Below are 25127 nucleotides of genomic sequence, written 5' to 3' on the forward strand. Positions count from 1 at the left end.
GGTTCAGGCCACCGCGCCCTGGGGCTTCAGTTCTTCGACTTCCGGTATCCGGCCTTCGAACCAGTAGGCCGCGGCCGCGCGCGACATCGCAGCCCCGTCATGGCCGACACCTGCGACCGTGATGAGACTCCAGTTGCAGGCGGTGCCGAGCCGCGCGGCTTCGGCCCGTGCGAAGTCCAGCATGAAATGGGCGCGGCCGTAGCGATGCGGTCCCTGCGCCAGCGCCTCGGGCTGCGCCGGCAGGTTGGGGTCGTCGGTGACGATGTCCTGGTCGCCGGCGAAGAGGATCATCGGATAGGCGAGCCAGCGTGCCAGCGCCTCCCGGTCGAGCCCGAGCCCGCCGAGCCCTTCCGGGAAGCGGCGTTCCAGCGTAGGCAAAGTGTACCAACCCGGATTGGAGGCCATCGCCGCCTCGAACAGCGCCCCGCCTTCGGTCGCCAACATGCGATGCACGAACTGGCCGCCGGCCGAGTGGCCGAAGATGCGGATGACGGGGCTGTCGATCACGCCGCCGGCACGCAACGCGTCGAGTACGCGTTCCGGCACGGTGTAGAGCCACTGCCCGCGCGGAGCGATAGTCCCGTCATCCGAAACGACAAGACCGTTATTGTAGCTCTCGGCCTTGGGGAACGCCTCGTCGGGAAAGGTCGGCGCGACGATCAGCAGGTTGTGCTTCTCGGCCGCATCGATCCAGAAATCGCGGTAATCGTCGCCGTTGCGCAGCATGCCGTGCTGCACGACGATGACCGGATCGTTCGGCCGGTGACCCGCCGGCCGATAGAAGTTCACCACGAGTGGCCGGCCGGGATGGAAGCCATCGACGAAGGGCAGCTCGCCCCGGCCGACCGCCGGGTTGAGGGTGGTGGTGATCATGCGGCCTCCGGAGCCTTGTGCAGATGGCAGGCGGCGCTGCGGCCGGGCGCGATCTCGATGAGCTTCGGCCGGACTTCGCGGCAGACGGGCATGGCCTGCTCGCAGCGCGGATGGAACGGACAGCCGGGCGGCGGCGCCAGAGGCGAGGGCAATTCGCCCTTGAGCGGCTGGAAAGCGCGTTTACGCCGCGCCGCTGACGGGATCGCCGCGATCAGCGCTGCGCTATAGGGATGCGCCGGCTCGGCGAAGATCTCAGCCGCCGTGCCGACCTCGACGATGCGGCCGAGATACATGATCGCGACGCGGTCGCTGATATGGCGCACGAGGCCGAGATCATGGCTGACGAAGAGATAGGTCAGGCCATGGCGTTCGCGCACATCCATGAACAGGTTGATGACCTGCGCCTGGATCGAGACGTCGAGCGCCGAGACCGGCTCGTCGCAGACCAGGAAATCCGGCTTCACGGCGAGTGCCCGCGCGATGCCGATGCGCTGGCGCTGCCCCCCGGAGAACTGATGCGGATAGCGCTCGCGATAGGCGAGATCGAGCCCGACCTCGCTCAACGCCTGGTCGACCGCCCCATCGATCTCCGCCTTCGGCAGGAGCTTGTGGACGCTCAGCGCCTCACCGACGATGCGACTGATTTTCATGCGCGGGTCGAGCGAAGCGTAAGGATCCTGGAAGATCATCTGGACCTTCAGCAGGAAATCGAGCCGCTCCTTGCCCTTCAGGCCCCCCACGGGCTGCTGCTCGTAGACCACCTCGCCGGTTGTCGGCTTGAGGATGCCGGTGACGACGCGGGCCAGCGTGGACTTGCCGCAGCCGGATTCGCCGACGAGGCCGAGCACCTCGCCGCGCTTCACGCTGAGATCGATGCCGTCGACGGCGCGCAGCACCGGCGGCGCCTTGCCGCGCCCGGTCGCCATCAGGATGCGTTCCGCCAGCGTCGGCTTGCGGCGGAAATGCTTGGTGATGCCCTTGAGCTCGATGATCGGGGCGCTGGTCGAAGCACTCATGCCGCTTCTCCCACCGGCACCGGATTGTGGCAGCGGAAGCGATGTGCGCCCTCGCCTGTCGTCTCAGGATCACTGATGGCACAGACCGGCTGAACGCGCGGGCAGCGCGGGCGGAACGGGCAGCCGCTCGGCCGGGCGTCGATGCGCGGCGCGACGCCGTCGATCTGGTTCAGGCGCTCGCCAGGCAGAACGTTGGCGGCCGAGGAATGGAGCAGGCCGAGCGTATAGGGATGGCGCGGTGCATCGAGCACTTCGTCGACCGGCCCAATCTCAACGACGCGGCCGGCATACATCACCGCCACCCGGTCAGCGAGCTCGGCCACCACGGCGAGGTCATGCGTGATCCAGAGCACCGCCGTCCCGGTCTCGCGGGCGAGCTTCTGCACCTCGAACAGGATTTGGCTCTGGATGGTGACGTCGAGCGCCGTCGTCGGCTCGTCGGCGATGATCAGGTCGGGCGCATTGAGCAAAGCGGTCGCGATCGCGACGCGCTGGCGCATGCCGCCGGAGAATTCGTGCGGGAATTGCTTGAGCCGCGCTTCCGGCGAGGAGATGCCGACGCGGGCGAGCGCCTTGGCGGCTTCACTGAGCGCTTCCTCGCGGCTGCAATCGCGATGCTCCAGAATCGCCTCGCTCATCTGCTCGCCGATGCTGAGCACCGGGTTCAGCGTCATCAGCGGGTCCTGGAAGATCATGGCGATGCGGTCGCCGCGGAGGCTCCGCAGACGCTCCTCGGAAGCCGCACGCAGATCCTCGCCGCCGAAGCTCACCGTGCCGGCGACGATCTCGCCCGGCGGATCGATCAGGCGCACCAGCGAGAAGCCGGTCACGGACTTGCCGGAGCCGGATTCGCCGACCAAGCCTAGCACCTCGCCGCGCGAGACGCTGAGATCGACGCCGTCGACGGCGGGCCAGGCGCCGTCGAGCGCGTGGAAGACGGCCCGCAAGCCGCGGACATCGAGCAAGGGTTCACTCATGAGCGCACGTTGAAGCTGCGGCGCAGCCGGTCGCCGACGAGGTTGAGCGAGCCGATCAGCAGCACCAGCGCGATACCGGGGAAGACCGCGATCCAGTATTCGCCGGAGAGCAGGAACTCGAAGCCATTGGCGATGAGCAGGCCGAGCGAAGGCTGCGTCACCGGCACGCCGACGCCGAGGAAGGAGAGCGTCGCCTCCAGCGTGATCGCCCCAGCGATGCTGATCGAGGCGACGACCAGCACCGAGCCGACCGAGTTCGGCAGCAGATGCGCGATCATGATGTGCCGGGTCGGCAGGCCGAAATTGAGCGCGGCCTCGATATATTCCTTGCGCCGCTCGACCAAGGCGGAGGCGCGCATCAGCCGGGCATATTGCGCCCATTGCACCAGGACGATGGCGAGGATGACCTTGTCGACCCCGCGCCCGATCGAGGCGAGCAGCACGAGCGCGATCAGAATCGAGGGGAAGCCGAGCATGAAATCGACGACGCGCATGATCACGGCATCGACCACACCGCCGAACTGCGCCGCCACGAGCCCGGCCGAGATACCGATGAAGAGCGCGCCCAGCGTCGCGATGAGTCCGACCATCAGGCTGGTGCGTAGTCCGTAGAGGATCGCGCTCAGCATGTCGCGGCCCTGCGAATCCGTGCCGAGCCAATAGGTCATGCCGTTCATGCCGGCATCCCCCGGCGGCAGGCGGTTGTCCATCACGCTGAGCGAGGCGAGGTCATGCGGGTTCTGCGGCGCGATGACCGGGGCGAGCAGGGCCAGCGCAACCATGATGCCGAGCAGGATCGCGGCGCCGCGCGTCGTCGGCCGGCTGCGGATGCGGCGCAGCACCTTCTCGCGCAGCGGCGTGTCGGCATAGGCCGGGACGGCGGGAGCTTTCGCTGGGGCGCTCATGCCATCTCTCCGGTCAGCTTCACACGCGGATCGAGCGCGGCATAGAGGATGTCGACGAGGAAGTTCACGGTGACGAAGAGCAGCGTCGCCAAGAGCACATAGGCGACGACCACCGGCCGATCGAGCTGGTAGACCGAGTCGATCAGGAGCTTGCCCATGCCGGGCCAGGCGAAGACCGTCTCGGTGATGGTCGAGAAGGCGACGAGACTGCCGAACTCGATGCCGACGACGGTGACGACCGGGATCAGGATGTTGCGCAGCACGTGCCGCCCGACGACGCGGCGCGGTCTGACGCCCTTGGCGCGGGCATATTTGACGTAGTCCTGCGTCATCGCCTCGCTCGTGCCGGCCGCGACGAGGCGGGTCATCAGCGCGATCTGGGGAATGGCGAGGTTGATCGCGGGCAAGGCGAGATGGACGAGCCCGTCCCAGGTCACGAGGCTGGTCCGGATGCCCAGGACCGAGACCGTCTCGCCGCGCCCGGCCGTCGGCAGCCAGTGAAGGACCACCGCGAAGAGCAGGATCAGCATCATGCCCTTCCAGAAGCTCGGCAGCGAGAAGCCGAGGACGGTGGCGCCCATGATGATGCGCGAGGGCCGGCTGTCCTGGTCGAGCCCGGCATAGAGCCCGAGCGGCACGCCGGTGACGATGGCCAGCGTCATAGAGAGCAGGACGAGTTCGAAGGTCGCCGGCAGGCGCCCGAGAATGAGCTCGATCGCCGGCACGCCATGCACGAAAGAACGGCCGAGATCGCCCTTGAGCGCATTGCCCATGAAGACGAAATATTGCTGCCAGACCGGCAGGTCGAGGCCAAGGCGCCGGACCAGCGCCTCGCGCTCGGCCGCGCTGGCCGATGGCGAGACGAGCAGTTCGACGGGGTCGCCGATACCGTAGACGGCGAAGAACACCACGACCGAGACCGCGAGCAGCACGAGCACGCTCTGGATCAGTCGCTGCAGGACATAGGCGGTCATGATGCTCGACCGGCTCCGCTCAATGGTTCGCGGGCCGCCCTGAAAGAGGCGGCCCGGCTTGTCGATGGCCTGTCGGCCGGCGGCTTACTTGGCCTTCGGCTTGACCGACATCGCCAGCATGTACTGGTCGGCGCGGCCCGTGACGTCGAGCTCGGACTTGAAGGCCCAGATGCCGCTCTCGAAATGGATCGGGATGAAGGCGTAGTCGGCGAGGACGAGCTTGCCGGCTTCCTGCAGGAGCTGGTCGCGCTTGGCGTCGTCGAGCGTGGTGACGGCCTCGCGGATGACCTTGTCGAACTGGTCGTTCTTGTAGCCGCCATAATTCGAGCCGCCGAGCGTCTTGGCCTCGTTCGGGGTCGGCGGCCACTGCCGCAGGAAGGAGGCCGCCTCGCCGGTGCCGGAGCCCCAGCCGCCGATCGCGACCGAGAATTCCTTCTTGGCGCGGCGCGGGAAGTAGATCGCCCGCGTCATCGCATCGACCTCGGCCTTGATCCCGACCTGGGTCAGGTACTGCGCGACGGCCTGGGTGATCTGGCTGTCGTTGATGTAGCGGTCGTTGGTGGTCGAGAGCGTGAGCTGGAAGCCCTTGGCATAGCCGGCTTCGGCCAGCAGCTTCTTCGCTTGCGCCGGGTCATAGGCCAGCTTCTCCGGCTTGGCCTGCGTGCCGAACATGCCGGTCGGCAGGTACTGGTAGGCCGGCTCGGCCGCGCCGTCCATGATGCGCTTGACGATGGCGTCGCGGTCGATGGCCAGCGACATCGCCTTGCGGACGCGCAGGTCCTTGAGCGGGTTCTTGCCGTCCTCCGACTTGACGAAGGGGCTCTGGTCGCGGGCGACGTCGAGCTGGAAATAGACGACGCGCGTCGAGGGCGTGATGACATGGCCGAAGCGCTTGTCGTCCTTGATCCGGCCGAGGTCGCGCGCCGCCGGGTTCTCGATCACGTCATAGTCGCCAGCGAGCAGCCCGGCGAGACGCGGGCCGGCATTGGTCACCGGCAGCAGGCGGACCGTCGCCCAGGGCTCGGCCTTGCCCCAATAGCTCGGGTTGCGCTCGAGCTCGATCGCCGATCCCCGCACATAGGACTTGAGCTTGTAGGGGCCGGTCCCGATGGCGAGCGTGCCGTCATTGAAGCCGCTGACCGTCGGCCAAGCACCGGTGACGCCGCAGTTCTTGGCGACGTCGTAGCTGATCGGGCCGTGCTCGACGATGGAGGCCGAGAGGATGGGGAGCGCCGAAAGCAGGTTCGGCAGCAGCGGCTCGGGATTGGTGGTGGTGATCACCAGCGTCTGCGGATCGGGCGCCTCGACGGCCGCGAAATTGCCGGTGACGTCTGCGAAGGAATCCGAGACCTTGGTCTCGTTCTTCAGCGTGCGGCAGAAGGTGAAGACCACATCCTCGGACGTGAAGGGCTTGCCGTTGGAGAATTTCACGCCGTCGCGCAGCTTGAAGGTCCAGCGGTTCTTGCCGTCGTTCTCCCACGAAGCCGCGAGGCTCGGATGCAGCTTCTGCTGCGCGTCCTGGCTGACGAGCGAATCGAAGATATGCTGCGCCAGCGCATTGTTCGGCGTGAGGTCGTGATAATGCGGATCGACAGCCGTCGGCTCGGAGGCCAGCGCAATGCGCAGGGTTTGCGCGGAGACCGCCGTGGTGGACAGGCACGCAACCGCAAGGGCCGCGCGGAACAAGGATGTGCGCATGACGATAACCGCTCCCGCTTGTCGTTTTGACAGGTTTATTTTCGTCGAGTAGCAAACATGAAAATTTTTGAACGTCAACCGGTCGGAGGCACATGTCCCAGGGCTTGAAGCCGTCGACGGATCTCTCGAACCGGATCGCGCAGATCTACCCGTCGCTCAGCAGCGGCCATCGCCGTGCGGCCGATTTCGTGCTGCAGCATCCGCTCGACGTCGCCACCATGACCATCGAGGGGCTGGCGGAAGGCAGCGGCACCTCCAACGCCACGGTGACGCGCTTCGTCCGGGCGCTCGGCTATGGCGGCTATGGCGAGTTTCGCGGCGCGCTCTCGGCGGCGCTGAAATTCGCCCATGCCCCGGTCGACAGCTTCGCCGGCGCCCGCGCCGAGGCCGGCTCGAGCTTCGCCACCTTCGCGACCGCGCTTGCCGATCAGGCCGGAAACCTCCAGGCAGCGCGCGACGGGCTCTCGGAAGACGCCGTGACGCGGGCGGTGGAACTGCTGCTGAAGGCGCCGCGCGTCTTCATCGCGGCGTCCGGCGCGAGCCACCATGTCGCGTCCTTCCTCGAGGACGGGCTGGCGCTCTATCTCGACGCCAATGTCATCTTCGCCTCATCCCGCACCGGGCCTGAGCGCGCCATCCGGCACATGATGTCGGCGGGCCCCGACGATCTCGTCGTGGCGATCTCGGTGCCGCGCTACTCCCGCGCGACCCTGGATCTCGCGAGCTTCGCCAAGAAGCGCGGCGCCCGGGTGCTCGCGCTCACCGACAGCCCGACCTCGCCATTGACGCCGATCGCCGACGTCACGCTCTTCGCCCCCGCCCGCAGCCATCTCCTGCCCAATTCGCCGACCGCGGTCTTTGCCCTGGCGGATGCGCTGATCGCGGCCGTCGCGCGCGAACGGCCGGACGCGGTCGAGGCGCTCAAGGAACTGAGCGAGAGCCTGCTCTGGACCTTCTTTCGCTAGAGCATTTTCGAGCGAAGTGGATGCCGGTTCGCGTGAAGAAAATGCAGAAAAACAAGGAGCTAGAGCATTTCCGCGTTTCAGAGAAACGCGGAAATGCTCTAGAGCCCGGCCCGAAAAGCGGAAAGTGGTTTTCGGAAAAGAGGCTACCGCGCCGGACCCGCGATCTGGGCGCGTCGCGTCAGCCCGAAGACCGCGAGCAGGAAGAGCCCGGCCGAAACCACGGCGTTCCAGCCAGCAAGCGACAGGCCGAGAAAGCGCCACGCCGCCTCGCCGCAGGAGACCACGCGCACGCTCTGCAACTGCTTCATGAAGTCCTGGACGCCGGCCGCAGCGGAAGAGCCGCCACCGCAATCGCTCGGCCCCAGGAACCAGCCCCATTCCACGCCGGAATGATAGACGCCGAGCCCGGCGCTCCAGGCCATCAGCACCGCCAGCGCCAGCAGCGCCAGCCATTGCAGCCGCGCTGAGCGGGCCAGCAACAGCGCCGCGAGCGCGAGGCCGATGGCGGCGTAATGCGGCACGCGCTGTTCAAGGCAGAGCTTGCACGGCACCAGCCCGAGCACGAGCTGGAAATACCAGGCACCGGCGATCAGCGCGGCGCTGATGAGGCCGATCGCGCCGATGAGCCGCAGCGGCGTCAGCATCCGGCTCCGGTCGGGGACGGTCTCGAAAGTGGAACTGGTCATGGGCGTCGGCTCAGCAGGACAGAAGCTGTCCCGACCCTGCGACCAGCTTGAGGCCGAAATAAAGCAGAATCAGCACGGCGGCCGCGACGACGGCGATCACTTTCAGGCGACGTTCGATGAAGTGGCGGATCGTGTCGCCATAGCGCCTAAGCAGGAAGGCGAGCGCAAAGAAGCGCGCCCCGCGGGCAAGGATGCAGGAGACGACGAAGAAGGTCAGCCCGATATGGACCGCGCCGGCCAGGATCGTCACCACCTTGATCGGCGGCAGATGGGCCAGCCCCGAGGTCGTCAGCAGGATCAGCGTCGTGTCGGGGCCGGCGCAGGCGCGCAGAGTGTCGAAGGCATCGAGCTTGCCGTAGAAGGCGAGCACCGGCTTCGCCAGCGCCTCGAAGGCATAATAGCCGATGGCGTAGCCCATGATGCCGCCCAGCACCGAGAACAGCGTCGCGATGAAGGCCAGCCGATAGGCCCGCATCGGCCGCGCCAGCGCCATCGGCACGAACAGCACATCGGCCGGGATCAGGAAGAACGAGCTTTCGACGAAAGCGACGACCGCGAGCCACAGCTCGGCCCGGGGGCGGGCGGCGAGCGACATGGTCCATTCGTAGAGGCGCTTCAGCATGGCGGCTCTGGAGCAGGATGCGAAAAAGCGGGAACCGGTTTTTTCGCGATAATCCTGCTCTAACTCCCTGGTGAGAGACGGATTCAGATTTCGGATGGGATCGCCTTGTGGTGCCCTCTGAAATCATCCGGCTCTAGAGCATGCGTCGGCCGGTGACGCAACGGCTTCGGCAGGCCGAAACATCGCCATCTTGCGCCGGGACCGAAAAACCTCTCGGCTGCGTCGCCGCGGCGATTGACCGGTATCGATCGATCGCTATAGTCCGCCGGCCCGTCGGGGCCCCTGTGGCGGAATTGGTAGACGCGCTCGACTCAAAATCGAGTTCCGCAAGGAGTGCTGGTTCGATCCCGGCCAGGGGCACCATCGGTTATCGCAGAGCATCGCTGGATGTCGCAAACTGCCTCGAAAGGCCCGCTTTAGCGGGATTTTTTGTCGGCCAGCGTCGCTCCCTGTCGCTGGCCAGCAGAGAAAATTGTTGGAATGGTCGTTGGAAGAGGGCAGCGTGTTGGAACGATCTTCCAACAGATCGGCCGCTGAGACCTCCGCATGCCGCTCACCGACGTCAAAATCCGTTCCGCCAAGCCCTCCGACAGGACACTCAAGCTGTCTGATGGCGAAGGGCTTCAACTCTGGATCAGCCCAGCGGGAGCCAGGACGTGGCGGCTCGCTTACCGGTCGGCAGGCAAGCAACGTGCGATCGGGATTGGACCTTATCCTGCCGTCTCTCTTTCTGCGGCGCGTCGGGCTCGCGATGCCGCCAAGCGACTGCTCGCGACCGGGAACGACCCGGCTGCCCACGGCACAGTCATAACGGTCGCGCTGGACGAGGCCCGGCGCATCGAGGCAGGAGCCAGCCCGCGCGAGGCAACGGCCGCCGCCGCTGAGGCGGCGAAGCAGCGCGAAGCGGTTCTGCCTGGCGAAAGCTTCCGCGAGGTTGCGAAGGAATGGCTGGCGAAAACGTCGATGGATGGCCGCGCAGAGGTCACCGTCGAGAAGGTTTCTTGGCTGCTCGGCTTCGCGCTCGACGAACTCGGCGAGAAAAGCGTGAGGTCGATTTCCTCACGTGAAGTCCTCGGCATTCTTCGTAAGGTCGAGGCTCGCGGCAGGATTGAGAGCGCAAACAGGCTCCGATCGGTGATCGGGCGCGTCTTTCGTTATGCGATTGCGACAGACAAGGCAGAGAATGATCCAACCATTGCTCTACGCGGCGCCATCGCGACGCCCGTGGTCCGCCACAGGCCCGCGATTGTGGAGGAGAAGCCCTTCGGCGCCCTCCTCCGGGCGGTTTGGGGGTTCGAGGGACTGGCGACCATCCGGTATGCTCTGAAGCTTATGGCCTATCTCGCTCCACGGCCGGGCGAGTTGCGGCTCGCGGAGTGGAGCGAATTCGATCTCGACGGCGCGGCATGGAACATTCCAGCCGGCCGGATGAAAATGCGCCGGCCGCATCGTAAGCCGCTGCCGCTGCAAGCTCTCGCCCTGCTTCGAGAGCTGCACGATATCACCGGCGAAGGCCGCCTTGTCCTTCCGGGCCAGCGCGTCTGGACGCGCCCGCTGTCGGAGAACACGCTGAACGCCTGCCTACGCCGCCTCGGCTATTCAGCCGACGAGGTCACCGCCCATGGCTTTCGAGCGAGCTTCTCCACGATCGCAAACCAGTCCGGAAAGTGGTCGGCGGACGCGATCGAGAAAGAGCTGGGACACCTCGACGAAGACGAAGCTCGCCGCGCCTACGCACGCGGTATGTTCTGGACCGAGCGGATCGACATGATGCAATGGTGGGCGGATCGTTGCGATGAGCTACGACAGGGTAACGCCACGACATCTTCGGCTTCGACATAACGCCAAAATGTAGCTGCTTGACGCTGAGTGTCGCTCATCGCATATCGCGAATAGAGCCAGGGCTGATTTGATTTGCCCTACGCTGATCGGGCGCCCCGATTGCTTCGAGGACGCGGCGATTTTGCCGCGCAACATTTGGTCGATCCAAGACCTTCGTCGAAGCAGGGGTTTTCCCGTGAACGCTACAGCTTTGCCCGTCGAGGCAGGCGCTATGCGCATCTCGTCTCCAAGCGTCATTCCACCGGAAGCAGAGTTGCTTTCCATTGCCGAAGTGGGTCGCGTTCTCAACTGCGGGCGCGACACCGTCTATCGGCTGGTGAGCGGCGGTCATCTTCCGAGCGTTCTGCTACTCAGCGTCCGGCGCATCCGCAGGTCTGACCTCGACACATTCATCGCATCGATGCCGATAGCAGCGAGGGACGTCTGATGCCTCTCGATCCCATCACTGACGCCAAGGGCATCGAGAAACTGATGCCGAAGGCGAACTATCGCCCGGAGGCGGTGGCGCGGCTGCTCGATATCAGCGTCCATTCGGTCCGTCGTATGGCAAAACGAGGCGAGCTTGAGAGCGCGAAGGTCTGTGGCGGCCTGCGCATCCTCCGCGCGTCGCTGTGGGCTTACCTGCTTCGAACTGGTCTCGACGTGAACTTCGCCGACCTGTCGGAGGGCGCCCGATGACCGACATCGCAGAGATCAGGCAGAGCGTCGCCGAAGCTCAGACCCGCCTCGATGACCTCGCCGCCGCCGCCGAGCTGGCCGCCGATCGCGGCGGGCGTGGGCCGTCGCCGAAGGAGATCGCCGATGCGGAATGGCTGCTCGCACATCACCAGCGCCGGCTCGACTTGGCACGCAGTACGGTCTCGACGCCGTTAACGGCTGTGATCGAGAGGGGGCGATGAGCGCGAAAATGATCGCCTTCCCCCTCGCGGCGCGCCAGGGCGATATCCAGAACCTCGCCCGCCGCGTGATCGCCAGCAACGTCACCCGCGGTGAAATGGAAATCCTCGATGCGATGAAGCGCATCCGCGACAGGATGCTTAAGCAGGGCTTCACCACCGAGCAGATTAGGGAGCAGCTCGCCGCGTTCGAAGGCCGCGTTCGGGCTGAATTGTGGCGCCATGACTTTTGCGGGCGGGACGGATCGTCATGAGCGAGCCCGGCGTCAATGTTGCACGCGAGCAAAAGCGCTCGTTCGCAGATCAGGTTGCGGCAAGTCGTGCCGTTGCCGTGACCGCTTCTCACGTCGATGCAAAGCCGCTCGACGAATTAGAGAGCTATACCTGCCGGCAATCCGAAAAATTTGCGCTTCGGGAGCGTTGGAGCAAGGCCGTCTTGAGAGGTCGCGTCCGCAACGGGACCCGGCTGGTTGCGGGCGACAAAATCACTGCCATTTGCATCGCCGGCCATCTCAACATGAAGAGTGGGCGATGTGACCCATCGATCCCTACGTTGGAGGCGGAGACAGATCAGTCCAACGGCACAGTGAAGAACGCTATCAAGAATTTGAAACAGGCCGGCGCGCTGCGTCGCGGTGGCAGCGACGACCGGTCCGCGCGGATGTTCTCGCTCGTAGATCCAGTCCTCTGGGCTTGTCCAGAACAAGAACTCAATCGGGCAACCCACTGCCCTGTTGAGCGCAGGGGAAAGCGGGCAGTGGACCGCCCGGCTGATCGGCTCAATCAGGCAATCTCGATCTCCGAACCGGGCAACCCATTGCCCGCTAACATAGGAACAACGGGGGGGATCGCCTTGGGGCGATCCCTGAACAATGAATTGCTAAACCATGGTACGCGGGAACACGCACCCAAGGTGCGCGTCCCGCTCCGGCCGGAAGAGCAACCTCCGGCCTACGGCCCCCTCCCGACCGACGCTGAAATGGAAGCGACGTTCCACTATCTCGCAGAGCGAGAGGAGTGTTTCGATTACGTGGACGAGTGCGGCGTCGATGAGGAAGACGGCATCTGGTGATGGGTGCTTTGCCCCTCTTCGCGGCGCTAGAAGTCCCAACTGTCGCGCCTCCAAACGGACACGCGCGGCGGCATCGCTCGCGGAGATACCCGTCAGCGGCCTTCCCTGCCTCACGGCAGGGCCGTCCAAGGGCAAGGGGTCGATGCGAAAAAGGTACTTCCGGAGGGGGGCGATCGAGCGCGGGTCGCTGCCCCGGACTTTGAGCATATTTCGGGTTTCGATTTTTCGACTTTGATTGCATTTGGCCGTTTGCGTCGGAAAAGGCCCTAAATCCCCAAAATCACGGGCTTTTCGATGCAGAAACAGGCCGAAAACGAAGCGATCGGACTTGAGAGGTTGGCGACGCTCCTGATGCTCTCCAAGGAGCGCGTCCGCCAGCTTGTGCGCGACGGCCATATCCCGAAGAGCCAGCGCAACACCTATCCCATCATCAAGGCGGTTCAGGACTACATCGCCTTCCTCAAGGACGAGGAGCGCCGCACGAGCAAGGCGCAGGCCGAGAGCGGCCTCAAGAACTCGCGGCAGACCGAAATCGACATGCGGATCGCCGAGCGGCGCCGCGAACTGATCGAGCTGAAAGAGGCGGAGCTAGCGCTCGCCCGGATCGTCGGCGTGGTCAACGCCGAGATTGCGGGCTTGCCGGTACGCGTCACGCGCGACGTCCCCCAACGGCGCGAGATCGAGAAACGGCTCAATGAAAGTTTCGAGCGTATCGACAAGGCTCTTGCCAGAGGGCGACGAGCGCTTGAGACAGGTCAGTCAGGGTGTCACTCAAGAGGACGCCGAGGATTGACCCCCATATTTGGGGTTCCGAAAACCGAGAATACCCGCCTCACGCCGGCCGGCCTGGCAAGCGCGACCCGGATCGGCCCGCAGGGCTATTTCAATGCTATGTTTGCCGCGATAACATGCCGGCAGCGCAGGAACTGCACAGGCCCCGGCTATTCAGCAAACAGCCCTCGGGTTTATGGGGAAAGCGGTTCCTGCGCGCCTAGGACGTTGCGACGCCGACGCGGTTCGTAGACGGTATGAAATCGATAGCTCTTTTCAGGTTCTATTTCTTTCAAAACAACCTTCACGATCGCCGTCTGCCTGAACGTGAACGACACTGCGGCGCGTGCAACAATCAGTTTCTCACTGGACCTACCTTTGGGGCGGTAGTCCTGAAAATCATCACGGGGAGTAGCCTGTAATATTTTCCGTACGCATCCGAGTAATATAAAGGATTGATAGCGGGTGAGCTCGGGTCTTTCACGGCGTGTAATATGCCTCCAGCCGTGCCTATCAAAAATGACAGAAGGTCCACTTCCGCCAATGCAAATATTGTCGTTGCGTAAGCTAAGGTACAGCTTTCTTGATGCGGGCTGAATGTGTTCCCTACTGCGTACGTGCTCAAAATCGATTGCTTCGGTGCGAATTTTTCGCGCGAGAACGTCGCGATGCAGATTTCCACAAAGTTGAGAAATAAGTTCCTTCGCGCTCCTGTCAAAGATTTGAGTTTCTGGTACAAAAATCTGAGTAGAAGTGCCGCCGTTTAGTCGTAAATCAGTCCAAAAAGCCTGCAAGGTGTCAGGGTCAACCAGTATCAATATAACTGCTCCGACGACCCGATGCCAAATTTCCATATTTCTTTTCAATTGTTTAGCATTCAACGATATTTTGCGGTCGCCGTTCTTTTTTAATTTTCGCTTTATGCATTTTACTTGCGCAAAGACGACTTGGCCCGTCATCTCTCCTCCGCGCTCGATAAAAATAAGTCCATCTACGGCGTCATCATTGTGAGCATCAAGGGCCTGCCACCGGCAGCCCCACTCTTTGAGAACAATACGTTCAACGACGTTTACACCGATTTGGCCTTGCTTCTGCGTTTTTAGGCTCACAGCTTCGCCTCTCGGTCGCCTGTTTGGAATGATCGAGCCATTTACGAGAAAATCGGATGGCGCGCGACGAGGCAACGAAAGTGCACGCTCCGTCCAGTCCTACTCGCGGGATTGGCGGATAGAGGCGGCGAGTGCCGGGAATGCCTCGCCAAAGGGCTCGGCCGGCGCGAGCTGCTCGTCGGTCGCCTCGGCGTCGTCCGGGTCGGCTGCGATCTGCCGTTGGACTTCGGCTGCCTCAGCATAGGTCAGCTTCTTGATGTCAGCCACGTGACACCTTCGCTACTCGTTTCCAAGCATAGCATGGCACAGTACGACTAAGAGTACAGCGCCTCTGCACAAGATGACGCTAGTGTCGCCGCTGCAAAACAATCGTCCGAACAGGTGCGGTTTTACTTAGGAAAGTAGCCAGTTTCGGCGGACAAGAATGGCGGCATGACAGCCATTTCGGGTCCAACAAGGTCGGCGGCGCATTATCGCCGCCGGCCGAACCACCGGAGCTTTTGGTGATCTCGCTTCTCAAGAACGTATTCCGCTCTGCCGGGGCTTCGGTCCCCTCCTCCGACGTTGAGCAAGCGATCGGCGAGATCGACCAGCGTATCGCCGAGAAGACCCAGCAGCACGAAACGCTCTCAGCTCGCCGCCTCGACGTCCTCATTGAGGACGAGGTCGCCGCTGCAAAGCTGCGCCGGCAGATCGCCGATCTCGGCGATGAGATCGCCGACCTTGCCGCAGCTCGCGAACGGGTGGTTCGCCAGCTCGATCAAGCGCGATCCGCCGAGGCCGCCACGGAAGCGCGGCGGCGTTACGCCGCTGCGGCAGAGCGGCGCGACACGACGGTCAAGGCTCTGCGCCAGCGGCTCCCGAAGCACCTCAAGGAACATCTCGCCCTCTTGCGACTGATCGAGGAGACCCGAGCTGTAGTCGCGGCCGCTAACGCGGAGCTTCCGGTCGACGCCGCCTACATCGAGGATGCAGAGGGCCTAGTGCGAGACCGGGCGCCTCTGCCAGAAGAAGTGCTCGACGAGAAACCCGAGATCATTTGGCGGCGCAGCCTCTATCCGCATGAGAAGGTCGAGCCCGCGAAAGTTGAGCGGTTCAAGGACCTCGGCGGCGGTAAGGGTGAGTTTTACGAAAGTACCAAGTCGGTGCGCGGAGAAAATTATCCGGTTCATACTGAGCAGCGGGTCGAGTGCACGGGCTACATCGAGGTGACACGCACAATCCGAGCTGCCCAGCCGGGCGAGAGTGGTGCTCGGCTTCGGCGCCTCGCAATGCCAGGGTTTCGCTGGTGCGACCCCGGCTATGAGTTGCCGTCCTGGCATCACAATCCGTCGCCGGAAGACGTGCTTTCGTTCGTTGCCAAGGCCGAGGCCGTCTCCGCCGAGCCGCAGGCCGAGCCGCGCAAGGTTCGCACTGAGCAGACCCGCGAGGACTTAACCTGATGCGGTTCCACCAGATCGCGTGCCGCCTCTATGGCCGGCCGCTGCTGATCCTGCCAAGCACAGCGCAGACGATCGAGAGCTTCGTTCGAACCCGGATGCGGGAGAACGACGTCGAAGCCGGCCGAGGCGCCGGCTCTTCGACGGAGAGCGGGGCGCAGAGCTTCGAGGTGTTCCAACAGACGCCGAGGGCAAACGGAACGGTTGAAGTTCACGGCGCTCGTGCGTCGCGCTTCGCGGGTCAGACCTCGCTCGACGCCTCCGGCCGGCCGCTGCCGTTCCGCCGCACGACGGACGGGACCGCGATCATCACGATCGTCGGCGAGCTTGTGAACCGAGGCGCATGGATCGGCGCCTCGTCTGGCCTTGTGTCCTACGAAGGCATCACGCATCAGCTCGCGGCGGCCACGGCCGACCCGATGACGCGCGTGATCCTGCTCGACTGCGAGAGCCCCGGAGGTGAAGCGGTCGGCGCGTTCGAATGCGCCGCTGCGGTTCGCAAGGCCGCCGCCGTCAAGCCGGTCATCGCGATCGTCAACGGCATGGCGTGCTCTGCGATGTACGCAATCGCCTCCGGCGCAACTCGGATCGTGACGACGCCGACCGGGCTCTCCGGATCGATCGGTGTGGTGATGATGCACCTCGACTATTCCGAGTTGCTCGCCGATGCGGGTGTCAAGCCGACCTTCATCTTCGCTGGCGACCACAAGGTGGACGGCAATCCCTACGAGCCGCTGCCCAACGACGTGAAGGCCGAGTTCAAACGCGAGATCGACGCGTTCTACGGCCTTTTCTTGCAGACGGTCGCCGCCGGTCGCGGTGCTCGCCTGACGGAAGCGGGGGCGCGAGCCACTCAGGCCCGCGTTCTGATGGGAGAGGCGGCAGTCGCCGCCGGGCTGGCCGATCAGGTCATGACCTTCGACGAGGCTCTCGCCGCTGTGGCGGACCCCGCTTTCACCCGGCGCGGGGCTCCACCCGCGCCTCCGACTGCTCAGAACCAAGGAAAATCGATGAGCACCGAACCGACGAACGTCCCGGCGGCGACTGCTTCAACCTCAATCGCGGCGACCGCTGATGCCGCTGCCCGTGCCTCGGCAGCGGCGGCACGACTTGGCTTCAACACGACGGTCTCCGCTCCGACGTCTGTGGCGAATTTGAAGGCTGAGGCTCTTCGGAGCGCGGCCCTCTCCTTGGCAAAGCGCAGAGGAGCGCAGCCGGCCAGCGTAGAGACAGCGAGCCCGCCAGCCGAAAGCCCCATCGTCGCGGCAGCGCGGGCGGAGCGGGAACGGTTGCTTGCCCGCAGGCGGAGGCGTTGATGACCGACGATCCAAACCGAACCGCCTCAATGGCGCAGCTTGTGGAAATCTGCGGGGTCGTAGGCTTAGATTTCGATCTCGGCACGGCGCTCGCATCAGGTGTCTCGACAGGCGAAGCGGCCTTTTTGGCCTTACGCCGCGCGCCATCGCGCGAGGAGCGTGATCTGATCCGCTCCGGCGCGATGCCGAGGCCCCGATTGAACCTGGCGGAGCGCCACCTCGATGCGTGAAGCGCTCCCAAAAAGGGTCGCAGAGCCGGCATCACGATCCAGCGCGAGAAAGCCCGCACGCCGCAATCGGACATATGCGACACCCGAAAAAATCCGTGCGGCCTATCTCGCCGGCCAGGGCAAAAACGCGACAGAGATCGCCACGGAGCTTGGCAACACCACGGAGAGAAAAATCCGGGACATGTTGCGCGATGCGGGCGTTCGGATGGAACGGCCTTTTGGTCGTCCGAAGGCGGTTCAGATACACTGCACCCTCACGGATATGCGGCGCCTGGACGAGGCCGCCGCGGAGCGCGAGGCAGCGCCCGGTGATTTCGCGCTGCACCTCCTTCGCCTGCTCCTCAGCGAGCCGACGCTGCTTCGCAATCTCCTTGATGAGGCAGAGGCGGCTGTATGAGCGGTCCAGCCCCATTCGCACTCGTGGAGCTGCCTGGCGTCGCAGTGGCGGTTGAGGGCGAAACGACGGACTCCTGTCTCGTTATCCGCTCGCCAACCGAGGCCGAGATCGACGAGATGTGCCGCGCCAGCAATGCCGGCGACCTCGCGGGCGTCGCACAGTTCTACGGTCTCGCTGGGATTTCTATCGAGCAAGCATCGGCTCTCTCCCCGCTAGCTGCGGATGAGCTAGTTGCCGCGATCACCAGAACCATCGCCGCCGTGCTCCATCCACGCGCCAACGCGGCGCTCGACTACGACCCGGAGAGCTGACGTGGCGAACCTGACGAGCACTCTCGCAGTCAAGCTCATCGACGGCGTCTCCGGCCCGGCAAAAGGCGCGGCGGGCGCGCTCGGTCAGATTGGCAGGGCACAAGCCGAACTCGGCAAGATCGATGCGTTCAAGGGACAGACCAAGCGCCTCGACGAGATGCAGCGCGCCTACGCGAAGGCGCGCGACAAGGTCCGGGACTTCGCCTCTCAACTGAACGCGGCGGAGAACCCGTCGAAGCGAATGCAGGCCGCCTATGAGAAGGCGACCTCGGCGGTCGATAAGCTCGGCAATCGGATCGATTGGCAGAAGGCGCGCGTGCGCGGCGCCGCGACCGAGCTTGAGCGTATGGGCGTGTCGGTCAACAACCTGACCGGAGCGGAGAAAGCCCTCGCTGCGTCGATCGACAAGACTAGCGCCGCGATGAGGCGCCAGGAGGCGGCAGCGGCACGCTCGCAGCGCAGGCGCGAGGCGCTCGGAAACGCTGCGGCGGTTGCCGGCGGCATCGCGGCTTACAAGGGCAAGGAATTCGGAAGGAAGGCCATCGTCTCGGCGGCCGAGTTCGATATCGGAGCGCGCAAACAGCGCGAGTTTAACGATCTGTCGAAGGAAGATCAGGCCGGCTTGCTCAAGCAGGCGACGAAGATCGGCCAGGATACGCAGTTTTCGAACCTCGACGTCGTCAAGGCACAGACCAAGGCGATGCAGGGCCTTCCGACCAGCATTCAGGGTCGGCTCAAGGCCGAGGTTGCGGAGGGCATCCTCGAAAACGTCAAGAACTATGCCCTCGTGATGGAAGCCGACCTCGAAAGCGCCTCCGAGGCGCTCCGGTCGTATCTTCAAGCGACCGGCAAGGACATCTCGACAAAGGAGAAGGCCCTCTTCGAGGCGAACAAGGCGACCAATCAGCTCGTCAAGATGGCGAAGCTCGGCGGCATGTCCGACGAGGACGTTCAGGCTTACATCAAGTATGCCGTTCCGACCGGCACGGCCGGTGGGTTGACCCCCGAAAGCTTGATGGCAATCGCGGCGCTGGCGCGGCGCGGCGGCCTGCGCGGCGACGAGGCTGGCGTCTTCATGCGCGCAACCGCCTCGAAGATGGTGAACCCGAGCAAGGACGGGCTCGCAGCTCTGAACGCGGCCAGCATCCGTTACGACGATTTCGTCCGCATGCCGAGCACGTTGAGCATGTCCGGCTTGCAGGGGCAGTTCCGGAACGGGATGGGCCTCAACTTCACCGAGGCGACGCAGAAGAAGCTCGCAGGGGTGCTCGGCAACAAGGACCTGATCGGGGATCGGGGTAAATTCGTCACCGCCGTTACCGAGGCGATCTCCGGCCAAATGGAGAAGACGAAGAAGGGCACGATGAAGCCGGCCGATCGCGTCAACGTCGCGAAGGCCGCGAGCAAGTTCCATCAGATGTCGGCGCAGAGCGTCGATGCGGAGGCGCTGCTCGATGCCGTGATGCAGTCGGACATGACGCTGGCGCAGCTCAACGCCTTCCTGACGAACAAGCACGGCGGCAAGGGCGCGATCACTCAGCGGCAGCGCGAGGAATATGTCGCGGGTCGGAAGCAGCTCCAAGGAGCCGGCGACGATCCGGACTTCGCGAAGCGCAAGGCCGACGAGATCATGGGCGGCCTCGGCGGCTCGCTTGAGCGGCTCAAGGGCTCGGTCGAGAATTTCTATCTCGCGATGGGCCAGGCCAACGAGAAGCTCCTGACCTTTTCCTTCGACAAAATCGGGAATGCGATCGACGAAGTATCCAACATGAGCGGCACTGCACGGCAGGCCGCGACCGCCCTTGGCGTTCTCGCGACCGTGGGCGGCGGGATGTATGCGTTTGCTCGGTTCAGCAGCGCAATCCTTGGTCTCGGAGGTCCGGCCGCTGCCCTCAGCGGCTCGGCTATGGCGCTCGATGCCTCTGCGGCGGCGCTGATGCGCGCAGCCGTGGCACAGGGCGCCGGAGGGGTCTCTGCCGGCGGCGCCGCAGCGGCCGGCGCAGCCTCGCGCTGGGGCATGCTGCTCCGGGGCGCTGGTGTCGCCGGCATCGCGACGGCCCTCTATGCCGCGCTGTATCCGATCCGCGGAGCTAATGAGAAACGCTTCGAAAACGTCGCGCCGGGCGAGGCCCATAACCAAGGGCAGAACCGACGACGCGCCGGAAATGCGATGATCCGGGAGCAATTCCTCGAAGAGCGGCGGCGGCTCGGCATCCTGCCGGATCAGGGCGACGCGGCGGGGACGCAGGCCGGAACCAATGCGGCCGATGGAATTGCGGGTGGGATCAGCAGCAACTCCGGCAAGATCGATGCCGCCGCGCAATCAATCTGGTCGAAGCTCAAATCGATATTCGGCGCCGGAGTTGATGTCCCGATCCGACCGTCCGTGTCTCCGGCCAACCCAATGCCCCCGGCAGCAGCGAACAAGACGAGCGCAGCGCCCGTGATCCACAACAGCATCCGGGTCAAAACCGCTTCCGCCGATCCGAACGAGATCGCGGCGGCAGTTTCTCGGAAGATCGGCGAGGCCACCTCGGAGAGCCTGCGCGGTTCGTTCAGCGACAGCGATCTCGCCTGACGGAGATGGGAATGCAGAAACGCAAGGCCGTCGATCAGGTCCTCATCGACGGCAAGGACATCACGCCCGGCATGGTCGCGGTCGTGACGTCGATCACGATCGTGGATGGCGAGGGAAAGAAGCCTACTCGGTGGCGGTGGCGAGCTTGGCCTGCGGCTGCACCCTGACGTAACGAAAGGCGCTTGCCCGCCCCTCGAAGAAGTGACACGCTCCGGTTGTGGACTGGGGCGGTCACAATGAAAAAGCTGATATTGAGCGCCGCGATTGCGGCTAGTGCCGGAGCTTGTGCAACAGTTCCTGAACTGCCGTCCGAGGACAAAATATCTGCCGCGCGTGTAGTCGATCGCGTCCAGTGCGAGTTGCACGACGTCGTCAAGAACCGAGCATCTAAGTATCCTTGGCTAAAAAAGTGGGTGGCGGGCTTCACCTTGACGCTGCGCGTAGATGAGACTGCGTCGATAACGCCTTCGGTAGCATCGCTCGTGGGTTTGGCAGGCGGCCCCGGCGGTGACCTATTCGGCGCAGGAGCGTCGGGCAGCTTTAGCGGAACGACCAAGCGGCTCGCCCAAATGACGTTCCGGGTCGCGCTCAAAGATGCAGCGGACTACCGCTGTCCGCGCTCACCAACCAGCGGGTTGGAAGGACAACTCGGCATTGGTGAGTGGTTGGACCGTTCCCTCGGATCGATGGATGACCATGATCTGAGCAAAAAGCCAAAAACGATTGGCTATACGATTGAGTTTGCTGTTGTGAAGGGTGGAAAGGCGTCTGCCGACATCACTCTTCTGCCGGTCAAATCTCCCGGATCATTCGGCTTCGGTTTAGCCGTTGCGGGTCAACGGTCGGATACCCACACGCTGGACGTTGCATTTGCCGATGGATCGGCAGCGCCACCTCAGGAAGTCATCGTGGTCAAGTTGCCAGGGCCGCCTCCGGAAAAAGGTATCGAGAGCCTACGGCCACATGCTGCGCCTCAGTCGTTCACAATCCGCATCCCGGACCGATCTGCGCCCGGTCCCGATGCGATCGACCGGCAATTGGACCAGCTTCAGTTCCGCAACGAGCTGCGTCGATGATCTAAGCTTTCGGTCGCGATCTCGCGCGCCCTCGCCTAAGCGGCGAGCAGTTCGGCCGGTACAGCGGCCGCGCCGGCAACGGCGGCGAAAATGGCCGCGCGGTACTCGATCCACGAGCAGCGCGGCAGGCCGCAATGGCCGCAGTTCACCACGGCATCATCCGTGACGCGTGCCGGCACGCTGATCTGCGGCGATCCGCATTCGTCGCACCCGAAAATGATGGTCGGCGCCGTGGTGCTTCGCATAGCGGGAGAGAAGCGTGCGCGAGCTGTATCGGCGATGAACGCGTGTGGATTTCCAAACGGCGCCGCTTGCCGCCATTTGGAAAACCGAAATAGCCGATCCATTTCAATATTTATGAATTTGGAAATATTAGCTCGAAGATTTGGAAATCAATTTGGTTGATTTCGAATGATATCCTTGGCTTCTTCACTCCCATCGCAGTGCGCGATTGGAGGTGCCGAATGGCGAATATTTGCTACACTTTTGAGGTCGATGGACGAACCGCTTACATGGCCTTCACCAACGAGGATGATGCGCGAAATCGGCTCCGCAAAGACTTCGACGTGATCGAAAACGGCCGCCCTGTGCTTTGCCCTGGCTCCGTGGTCCGGTTTCGATCGAGCACGGCTGAGGAGCTCGCCGCCTTCACGCAGCTCGCGGCTGAGGCGTGCCTCGCTGGCCGGATTGAGTGGGACGACGTGATGGACGGCTTCCCCATCTTCTTAATCGCAGGAGCCGACCCAAACTTCCCAGATCAGGACATCAACACCGGCCTCCCCCTCGGTGCACCGCGCGGACCTCTGCGAGCTTTCGGCATAGCGATTGAGGACCTGCAAGCGCTCCACGGCGGCTCGGTGGCCGCCTGAGTAGCTCTCGACGGCGCGATCACGCGCCTGCGGCGCCGAGGCATCCCTCAGCGCCTTTCCAGTTGCGTACCACCATCGGAGCGCTCGCTATGGCCTTCTTCTCGATCACCTCGACCATGCGCACGGAGACAGGGACGAACGTCGTCTTCGTTTTCCGGCCGGATGACCCCGCGATCGTCTCAGAAGCAGACTTTGGGGAGGCGCTTGCAGAGCAAGGCTGCATCTCGGGAACGCGGTGGAGGTTCCGCGAAGGGCACGGCCGCCTACTCGATCCCCGCCGGATTGTCATCGGTCTAGCCGGCTTGGTTCAGGCCGCCAGGTTCGTCCACCCCTGCTCTCAAGCAGCACCGGAGCCGGTCGATGCCTGAGGAGCATCACAGCCGAGCTGAGGCCTTGCAGCTTGCTCTCCACCTGATCCGCATGCTGGCTTACAGCGACGCCGCTCTAGGTCTGACGCCTCAGAGTTTGCTTGCTTCTCAAGGCGATGCAATCGCATCTTGCCGACATGAGGTCAGTACTGGGGATCGACGCGGCGTGGACCGCCATCCAACCAAGCGGGGTCGCGCTCGTCGTCGATGAAGGCAGCGGTTGGCGCTTGGCGCGGGTCGCGGCCTCTTACGCGAGCTTCACGGCCCCTGCGGGCGCGGCGCCCGAAGCACGGCCCCCCGGAAGACTTCCGGACGCCGAAGCGTTACTCACGGCGTGTAGCAGCATGACCGGCTCCGCCCCGGCTCTGGTGGCGATCGACATGCCGCTATCGCGCGCGCCGATCACGGCGCGCCGCGCTGCCGACAATGCGGTCTCGACCGCCTATGGGGCGCGGCATTGCAGCACCCACACCCCGAGCGCGGTGCGGCCCGGCCGGATCAGCGACGATCTGACCGCTAGCTTCGCGGCGGCCGGCTATCCTCTGCTGACGGGCGGGACGCCCGAGCATGCCCTGATCGAGGTTTATCCGCACCCCGCGCTGGTCGAGCTGGCGCGAGCGGATCGCCGCCTCCCCTACAAGGCGGGAAAAGCTCGCGCCTACTGGCCGATGTTGCCTCCGGCGGAGCGCCGCACCAACCTCTTGTCTATGTGGGACCTGATCGTCGCGCTCCTAGAGCGAGAGATCGGCGGCGTTGCGGATGCGCTCACCGTGCCGACGCCCGAAGCACCCGGCGTCGCGCTGAAAGCCTTCGAGGACAAGCTCGATGCTGTGGTCTGCGCATGGGTCGGGACGCGCGTCCTCGCGGGGGCTGCGATCCCATTCGGAGACAATGATGCCGCGATCTGGATACCGGCGCAATCGGCGCCGATCCCCCAACAGATCGAGATCTATAGCAAATCGCCCTGAGCGGTCCCTGCGAGCGATCCGGAGAGGTATCTATCGCAATAGGTCGATCAACGTCGGATCCTCATCCGGCGCCGTGACCGGTTGCTATTCGTCTTCGCCATAGCGAGGAGATTTCAAGGCCATCACAACAAGGAACAGAGCTGATAATGTAAAAACAAGCGTGCCAGCGAGGAAAATATAAAATCGATATGGATGAAATTGACGGACGCCCCAAGTCGTCCTTGATATCTTCACTACGCCGTAGGCCAGATAGTTGTAGACGAGATAGCTGACCAGATACAGCGTCACCGCCGCGATCAGATAACAAAATATACGATCAAACTTTGTGAGCTTGGGAAACCGGCTCCACACGCTCGAACTCTCCTGCAAGACGAATTCTCCGACTTGACCAAACACATGGCACCCGAACGCGCGGTGCAGTCTTAGCGCCGGGTCGTTAGCGGAAGATTGGATCACCGGCGAAAATGCAGCCAAACCACCCGTGTGAGCGATCCCAAAATCGCCCCAAGCAAGCTAGGCACGAGATAGAACGGAACAGCCCACGACAGGCCATTGATCCAATCGTCCAGCGTTGCCGAGGGATTGGACGGCGCAACGAGTTCAACGACGATCGGTAAGGCGCACGGCAGGACCATGATCCAGACGCGCTCGCGAAAGCCCCCCACGGCCCCGACGCCAATCGCGATCAGAAGTGCGATTGCGTATGTCATGTCCGCTCCAGCCTTACGGAGCAGCGTGCTTGAGCATCAGCCCGACCAGCACCGACACAATGAGGATGGCCAGATAGAACAGCCCTTGGCGCTGCGCCTGCCGTGAGCGCTGGGCATACTCCTGTTCGGTGCTCTCCATGGCCCTCACCACAGCGTCATCTAGTCAGGGTATTCTCCAGCAAGCCGGTCAAACAAGTCCTCACTCGCCGCATCGGCAGCGAATGCGGCTTCAAGCTCATTGTCCGGCACTATGACCCCGCCGAAGTGGCTATGAAAGGCGCGGGCGAACCGGGCATCCTCAAATGCGACGCGAACGGTTTCGGCGTCCATTGTGCCAAGCACCCGGAACCCAATCTGCCAGTCCGTGCACCATGCTTCGACCCGGCGCAGCCGCTCGCAGGCCGCGTCTCGATCTAGCTTGAGTTCAATCTGATGTTGCCATATGCCCGGCATCGTCGC

At 63.9% G+C, this 25127-nt stretch carries 34 protein-coding genes and 1 tRNA gene; 20 read left to right on the top strand and 15 right to left on the bottom strand.

The features are described from left to right. Positions 1–3: 3 nt before the first annotated feature. From AB6806_RS10780 to AB6806_RS10805, 6 genes are all read right to left on the bottom strand, one after another. Positions 4–873 (bottom strand): alpha/beta hydrolase, encoded by an 870-nt coding sequence (locus AB6806_RS10780; RefSeq protein ID WP_370954582.1) that lies wholly within the window; start codon positions 871–873, stop codon positions 4–6. After that, positions 870–1889, bottom strand: coding sequence for an ABC transporter ATP-binding protein (locus AB6806_RS10785; protein ID WP_370954583.1), 1020 nt, complete (start codon positions 1887–1889; stop codon positions 870–872). Before AB6806_RS10785 ends, AB6806_RS10780 begins: the two co-directional genes overlap by 4 nt. After that, positions 1886–2866, bottom strand: coding sequence for an ABC transporter ATP-binding protein (locus AB6806_RS10790; RefSeq protein WP_370954584.1), 981 nt, complete (start codon positions 2864–2866; stop codon positions 1886–1888). The genes AB6806_RS10785 and AB6806_RS10790 overlap by 4 nt, the downstream gene beginning before the upstream one ends. After that, positions 2863–3771, bottom strand: coding sequence for an ABC transporter permease (locus tag AB6806_RS10795; RefSeq protein WP_142022072.1), 909 nt, complete (start codon positions 3769–3771; stop codon positions 2863–2865). The genes AB6806_RS10790 and AB6806_RS10795 overlap by 4 nt, the downstream gene beginning before the upstream one ends. Continuing rightward, a complete protein-coding gene (locus tag AB6806_RS10800; RefSeq protein ID WP_142022073.1) occupies positions 3768–4745 on the bottom strand; it encodes an ABC transporter permease in 978 nt (325 codons plus the stop codon). The genes AB6806_RS10795 and AB6806_RS10800 overlap by 4 nt, the downstream gene beginning before the upstream one ends. An 84-nt stretch (positions 4746–4829) precedes the next feature. Then, positions 4830–6443 (bottom strand): ABC transporter substrate-binding protein, encoded by a 1614-nt coding sequence (locus AB6806_RS10805; protein WP_142022074.1) that lies wholly within the window; start codon positions 6441–6443, stop codon positions 4830–4832. Positions 6444–6535: 92 nt separating this feature from the next. On the opposite strand from AB6806_RS10805, the gene AB6806_RS10810 reads away from it, so the two are divergent. Next, positions 6536–7408, top strand: a complete 873-nt coding sequence (locus tag AB6806_RS10810; RefSeq protein WP_038363658.1) for a MurR/RpiR family transcriptional regulator — start codon at positions 6536–6538, stop codon at positions 7406–7408. 143 nt (positions 7409–7551) lie between these two features. On the opposite strand, the gene AB6806_RS10815 is transcribed toward AB6806_RS10810, so the two are convergent. Together AB6806_RS10815 and AB6806_RS10820 are read right to left on the bottom strand one after the other, a co-directional pair. Further along, entirely contained in the window at positions 7552–8052 is a 501-nt protein-coding gene (locus tag AB6806_RS10815; RefSeq protein WP_210245669.1) for a disulfide bond formation protein B, read from the bottom strand. 52 nt (positions 8053–8104) lie between these two features. Beyond that, the gene (locus AB6806_RS10820; RefSeq protein ID WP_113253678.1) at positions 8105–8716 is read right to left on the bottom strand and encodes a YqaA family protein; all 612 of its coding nucleotides are present in this window, start codon (positions 8714–8716) and stop codon (positions 8105–8107) included. A 278-nt stretch (positions 8717–8994) separates the two neighbouring features. Here AB6806_RS10820 and AB6806_RS10825 point away from each other — a divergent pair. The 8 genes from AB6806_RS10825 to AB6806_RS10860 all read left to right on the top strand — a co-directional run bounded on the left by AB6806_RS10825 (position 8995) and on the right by AB6806_RS10860 (position 13549). Continuing rightward, positions 8995–9079 (top strand) — tRNA-Leu (locus tag AB6806_RS10825). Between the two features lie 183 nt (positions 9080–9262). Beyond that, complete coding sequence (locus AB6806_RS10830) at positions 9263–10558, top strand: tyrosine-type recombinase/integrase (RefSeq protein WP_370954585.1); 1296 nt, start codon at positions 9263–9265, stop codon at positions 10556–10558. 211 nt (positions 10559–10769) lie between these two features. Further along, positions 10770–10985, top strand: coding sequence for a helix-turn-helix domain-containing protein (locus tag AB6806_RS10835; RefSeq protein WP_370954661.1), 216 nt, complete (start codon positions 10770–10772; stop codon positions 10983–10985). Continuing rightward, entirely contained in the window at positions 10985–11236 is a 252-nt protein-coding gene (locus AB6806_RS10840) for a helix-turn-helix domain-containing protein (protein WP_370954586.1), read from the top strand. Before AB6806_RS10835 ends, AB6806_RS10840 begins: the two co-directional genes overlap by 1 nt. Next, entirely contained in the window at positions 11233–11457 is a 225-nt protein-coding gene (locus AB6806_RS10845) for a hypothetical protein (RefSeq protein ID WP_370954587.1), read from the top strand. Before AB6806_RS10840 ends, AB6806_RS10845 begins: the two co-directional genes overlap by 4 nt. Then, complete coding sequence (locus tag AB6806_RS10850) at positions 11454–11708, top strand: DUF6074 family protein (RefSeq protein ID WP_370954588.1); 255 nt, start codon at positions 11454–11456, stop codon at positions 11706–11708. The genes AB6806_RS10845 and AB6806_RS10850 overlap by 4 nt, the downstream gene beginning before the upstream one ends. Further along, positions 11705–12526: a hypothetical protein gene (locus AB6806_RS10855; RefSeq protein WP_370954589.1), complete on the top strand. Its 822-nt coding sequence runs from the start codon at positions 11705–11707 to the stop codon at positions 12524–12526. Before AB6806_RS10850 ends, AB6806_RS10855 begins: the two co-directional genes overlap by 4 nt. 294 nt (positions 12527–12820) lie before the next feature. After that, positions 12821–13549, top strand: coding sequence for a hypothetical protein (locus tag AB6806_RS10860; protein ID WP_370954590.1), 729 nt, complete (start codon positions 12821–12823; stop codon positions 13547–13549). Here AB6806_RS10860 and AB6806_RS10865 read toward each other — a convergent pair. After that, the gene (locus AB6806_RS10865; protein ID WP_370954591.1) at positions 13492–14481 is read right to left on the bottom strand and encodes a DUF4365 domain-containing protein; all 990 of its coding nucleotides are present in this window, start codon (positions 14479–14481) and stop codon (positions 13492–13494) included. The genes AB6806_RS10860 and AB6806_RS10865 overlap by 58 nt on opposite strands. A gap of 24 nt (positions 14482–14505) precedes the next feature. After that, complete coding sequence (locus AB6806_RS10870) at positions 14506–14673, bottom strand: hypothetical protein (protein WP_370954592.1); 168 nt, start codon at positions 14671–14673, stop codon at positions 14506–14508. Positions 14674–14909: 236 nt separating this feature from the next. Between AB6806_RS10870 and AB6806_RS10875 the strand changes: the two genes are divergently transcribed. The 8 genes from AB6806_RS10875 to AB6806_RS10910 all read left to right on the top strand — a co-directional run bounded on the left by AB6806_RS10875 (position 14910) and on the right by AB6806_RS10910 (position 21753). Next, complete coding sequence (locus tag AB6806_RS10875) at positions 14910–15848, top strand: hypothetical protein (RefSeq protein WP_370954593.1); 939 nt, start codon at positions 14910–14912, stop codon at positions 15846–15848. Further along, positions 15848–17161 carry a S49 family peptidase gene (locus tag AB6806_RS10880; protein WP_370954594.1) on the top strand — a complete coding sequence of 438 codons (1314 nt, stop codon included), beginning with the start codon at positions 15848–15850 and terminating at the stop codon, positions 17159–17161. The genes AB6806_RS10875 and AB6806_RS10880 overlap by 1 nt, the downstream gene beginning before the upstream one ends. Next, positions 17161–17391: a hypothetical protein gene (locus AB6806_RS10885; protein ID WP_370954595.1), complete on the top strand. Its 231-nt coding sequence runs from the start codon at positions 17161–17163 to the stop codon at positions 17389–17391. Before AB6806_RS10880 ends, AB6806_RS10885 begins: the two co-directional genes overlap by 1 nt. After that, on the top strand, positions 17384–17788 hold the full coding sequence (locus AB6806_RS10890) for a hypothetical protein (RefSeq protein ID WP_370954596.1): 405 nt from the start codon (positions 17384–17386) through the stop codon (positions 17786–17788). The genes AB6806_RS10885 and AB6806_RS10890 overlap by 8 nt, the downstream gene beginning before the upstream one ends. Further along, the gene (locus AB6806_RS10895; protein ID WP_370954597.1) at positions 17785–18099 is read left to right on the top strand and encodes a hypothetical protein; all 315 of its coding nucleotides are present in this window, start codon (positions 17785–17787) and stop codon (positions 18097–18099) included. The genes AB6806_RS10890 and AB6806_RS10895 overlap by 4 nt, the downstream gene beginning before the upstream one ends. Before the next feature lies 1 nt (position 18100). Next, the gene (locus AB6806_RS10900; RefSeq protein ID WP_370954598.1) at positions 18101–20677 is read left to right on the top strand and encodes a phage tail tape measure protein; all 2577 of its coding nucleotides are present in this window, start codon (positions 18101–18103) and stop codon (positions 20675–20677) included. Positions 20678–20688: 11 nt separating this feature from the next. Further along, a complete protein-coding gene (locus AB6806_RS10905) occupies positions 20689–20844 on the top strand; it encodes a hypothetical protein (RefSeq protein ID WP_370954599.1) in 156 nt (51 codons plus the stop codon). Between the two features lie 69 nt (positions 20845–20913). Continuing rightward, the gene (locus AB6806_RS10910) at positions 20914–21753 is read left to right on the top strand and encodes a hypothetical protein (protein WP_370954600.1); all 840 of its coding nucleotides are present in this window, start codon (positions 20914–20916) and stop codon (positions 21751–21753) included. 35 nt (positions 21754–21788) lie between these two features. Here the strand turns inward: AB6806_RS10910 and AB6806_RS10915 are convergent, their stop codons facing one another. Next, positions 21789–22100, bottom strand: a complete 312-nt coding sequence (locus tag AB6806_RS10915; RefSeq protein ID WP_370954601.1) for a hypothetical protein — start codon at positions 22098–22100, stop codon at positions 21789–21791. Between the two features lie 165 nt (positions 22101–22265). Between AB6806_RS10915 and AB6806_RS10920 the strand changes: the two genes are divergently transcribed. From AB6806_RS10920 to AB6806_RS10930, 3 genes are all read left to right on the top strand, one after another. After that, a complete protein-coding gene (locus AB6806_RS10920) occupies positions 22266–22622 on the top strand; it encodes a hypothetical protein (RefSeq protein WP_370954602.1) in 357 nt (118 codons plus the stop codon). Positions 22623–22711: 89 nt separating this feature from the next. After that, positions 22712–22990 carry a hypothetical protein gene (locus AB6806_RS10925; protein WP_370954603.1) on the top strand — a complete coding sequence of 93 codons (279 nt, stop codon included), beginning with the start codon at positions 22712–22714 and terminating at the stop codon, positions 22988–22990. Between the two features lie 101 nt (positions 22991–23091). Further along, the gene (locus AB6806_RS10930) at positions 23092–23958 is read left to right on the top strand and encodes a DUF429 domain-containing protein (protein ID WP_370954604.1); all 867 of its coding nucleotides are present in this window, start codon (positions 23092–23094) and stop codon (positions 23956–23958) included. 84 nt (positions 23959–24042) lie between these two features. On the opposite strand, the gene AB6806_RS10935 is transcribed toward AB6806_RS10930, so the two are convergent. The 4 genes from AB6806_RS10935 to AB6806_RS10950 all read right to left on the bottom strand — a co-directional run bounded on the left by AB6806_RS10935 (position 24043) and on the right by AB6806_RS10950 (position 25121). Then, a complete protein-coding gene (locus AB6806_RS10935; protein WP_370954605.1) occupies positions 24043–24327 on the bottom strand; it encodes a hypothetical protein in 285 nt (94 codons plus the stop codon). A gap of 83 nt (positions 24328–24410) precedes the next feature. Beyond that, positions 24411–24668 (bottom strand): hypothetical protein, encoded by a 258-nt coding sequence (locus AB6806_RS10940; RefSeq protein ID WP_370954606.1) that lies wholly within the window; start codon positions 24666–24668, stop codon positions 24411–24413. A 13-nt stretch (positions 24669–24681) separates the two neighbouring features. Continuing rightward, positions 24682–24807 (bottom strand): hypothetical protein, encoded by a 126-nt coding sequence (locus AB6806_RS10945; RefSeq protein WP_370954607.1) that lies wholly within the window; start codon positions 24805–24807, stop codon positions 24682–24684. A 20-nt stretch (positions 24808–24827) separates the two neighbouring features. Then, positions 24828–25121, bottom strand: coding sequence for a hypothetical protein (locus tag AB6806_RS10950; RefSeq protein WP_370954608.1), 294 nt, complete (start codon positions 25119–25121; stop codon positions 24828–24830). Positions 25122–25127: the final 6 nt, after the last annotated feature.

This window comes from Allobosea sp. RCC_152_1 (genome assembly GCF_041360765.1).
GTDB lineage: Bacteria > Pseudomonadota > Alphaproteobacteria > Rhizobiales > Beijerinckiaceae > Allobosea > Allobosea spartocytisi.

Coding starts and splice junctions, on each gene's coding strand:
- AB6806_RS10780 (WP_370954582.1), bottom strand. CDS start 873: ATGATCACCACCACCCTCAACCCGGCGGTCGGCCGGGGCGAGCTGCCC.
- AB6806_RS10785 (WP_370954583.1), bottom strand. CDS start 1,889: ATGAGTGCTTCGACCAGCGCCCCGATCATCGAGCTCAAGGGCATCACC.
- AB6806_RS10790 (WP_370954584.1), bottom strand. CDS start 2,866: ATGAGTGAACCCTTGCTCGATGTCCGCGGCTTGCGGGCCGTCTTCCAC.
- AB6806_RS10795 (WP_142022072.1), bottom strand. CDS start 3,771: ATGAGCGCCCCAGCGAAAGCTCCCGCCGTCCCGGCCTATGCCGACACG.
- AB6806_RS10800 (WP_142022073.1), bottom strand. CDS start 4,745: ATGACCGCCTATGTCCTGCAGCGACTGATCCAGAGCGTGCTCGTGCTG.
- AB6806_RS10805 (WP_142022074.1), bottom strand. CDS start 6,443: ATGCGCACATCCTTGTTCCGCGCGGCCCTTGCGGTTGCGTGCCTGTCC.
- AB6806_RS10810 (WP_038363658.1), top strand. CDS start 6,536: ATGTCCCAGGGCTTGAAGCCGTCGACGGATCTCTCGAACCGGATCGCG.
- AB6806_RS10815 (WP_210245669.1), bottom strand. CDS start 8,052: ATGCTGACGCCGCTGCGGCTCATCGGCGCGATCGGCCTCATCAGCGCC.
- AB6806_RS10820 (WP_113253678.1), bottom strand. CDS start 8,716: ATGCTGAAGCGCCTCTACGAATGGACCATGTCGCTCGCCGCCCGCCCC.
- AB6806_RS10830 (WP_370954585.1), top strand. CDS start 9,263: ATGCCGCTCACCGACGTCAAAATCCGTTCCGCCAAGCCCTCCGACAGG.
- AB6806_RS10835 (WP_370954661.1), top strand. CDS start 10,770: ATGCGCATCTCGTCTCCAAGCGTCATTCCACCGGAAGCAGAGTTGCTT.
- AB6806_RS10840 (WP_370954586.1), top strand. CDS start 10,985: ATGCCTCTCGATCCCATCACTGACGCCAAGGGCATCGAGAAACTGATG.
- AB6806_RS10845 (WP_370954587.1), top strand. CDS start 11,233: ATGACCGACATCGCAGAGATCAGGCAGAGCGTCGCCGAAGCTCAGACC.
- AB6806_RS10850 (WP_370954588.1), top strand. CDS start 11,454: ATGAGCGCGAAAATGATCGCCTTCCCCCTCGCGGCGCGCCAGGGCGAT.
- AB6806_RS10855 (WP_370954589.1), top strand. CDS start 11,705: ATGAGCGAGCCCGGCGTCAATGTTGCACGCGAGCAAAAGCGCTCGTTC.
- AB6806_RS10860 (WP_370954590.1), top strand. CDS start 12,821: ATGCAGAAACAGGCCGAAAACGAAGCGATCGGACTTGAGAGGTTGGCG.
- AB6806_RS10880 (WP_370954594.1), top strand. CDS start 15,848: ATGCGGTTCCACCAGATCGCGTGCCGCCTCTATGGCCGGCCGCTGCTG.
- AB6806_RS10885 (WP_370954595.1), top strand. CDS start 17,161: ATGACCGACGATCCAAACCGAACCGCCTCAATGGCGCAGCTTGTGGAA.
- AB6806_RS10890 (WP_370954596.1), top strand. CDS start 17,384: ATGCGTGAAGCGCTCCCAAAAAGGGTCGCAGAGCCGGCATCACGATCC.
- AB6806_RS10895 (WP_370954597.1), top strand. CDS start 17,785: ATGAGCGGTCCAGCCCCATTCGCACTCGTGGAGCTGCCTGGCGTCGCA.
- AB6806_RS10905 (WP_370954599.1), top strand. CDS start 20,689: ATGCAGAAACGCAAGGCCGTCGATCAGGTCCTCATCGACGGCAAGGAC.
- AB6806_RS10910 (WP_370954600.1), top strand. CDS start 20,914: ATGAAAAAGCTGATATTGAGCGCCGCGATTGCGGCTAGTGCCGGAGCT.
- AB6806_RS10915 (WP_370954601.1), bottom strand. CDS start 22,100: ATGGATCGGCTATTTCGGTTTTCCAAATGGCGGCAAGCGGCGCCGTTT.
- AB6806_RS10920 (WP_370954602.1), top strand. CDS start 22,266: ATGGCCTTCACCAACGAGGATGATGCGCGAAATCGGCTCCGCAAAGAC.
- AB6806_RS10925 (WP_370954603.1), top strand. CDS start 22,712: ATGGCCTTCTTCTCGATCACCTCGACCATGCGCACGGAGACAGGGACG.
- AB6806_RS10940 (WP_370954606.1), bottom strand. CDS start 24,668: ATGACATACGCAATCGCACTTCTGATCGCGATTGGCGTCGGGGCCGTG.
- AB6806_RS10945 (WP_370954607.1), bottom strand. CDS start 24,807: ATGGAGAGCACCGAACAGGAGTATGCCCAGCGCTCACGGCAGGCGCAG.
- AB6806_RS10950 (WP_370954608.1), bottom strand. CDS start 25,121: ATGCCGGGCATATGGCAACATCAGATTGAACTCAAGCTAGATCGAGAC.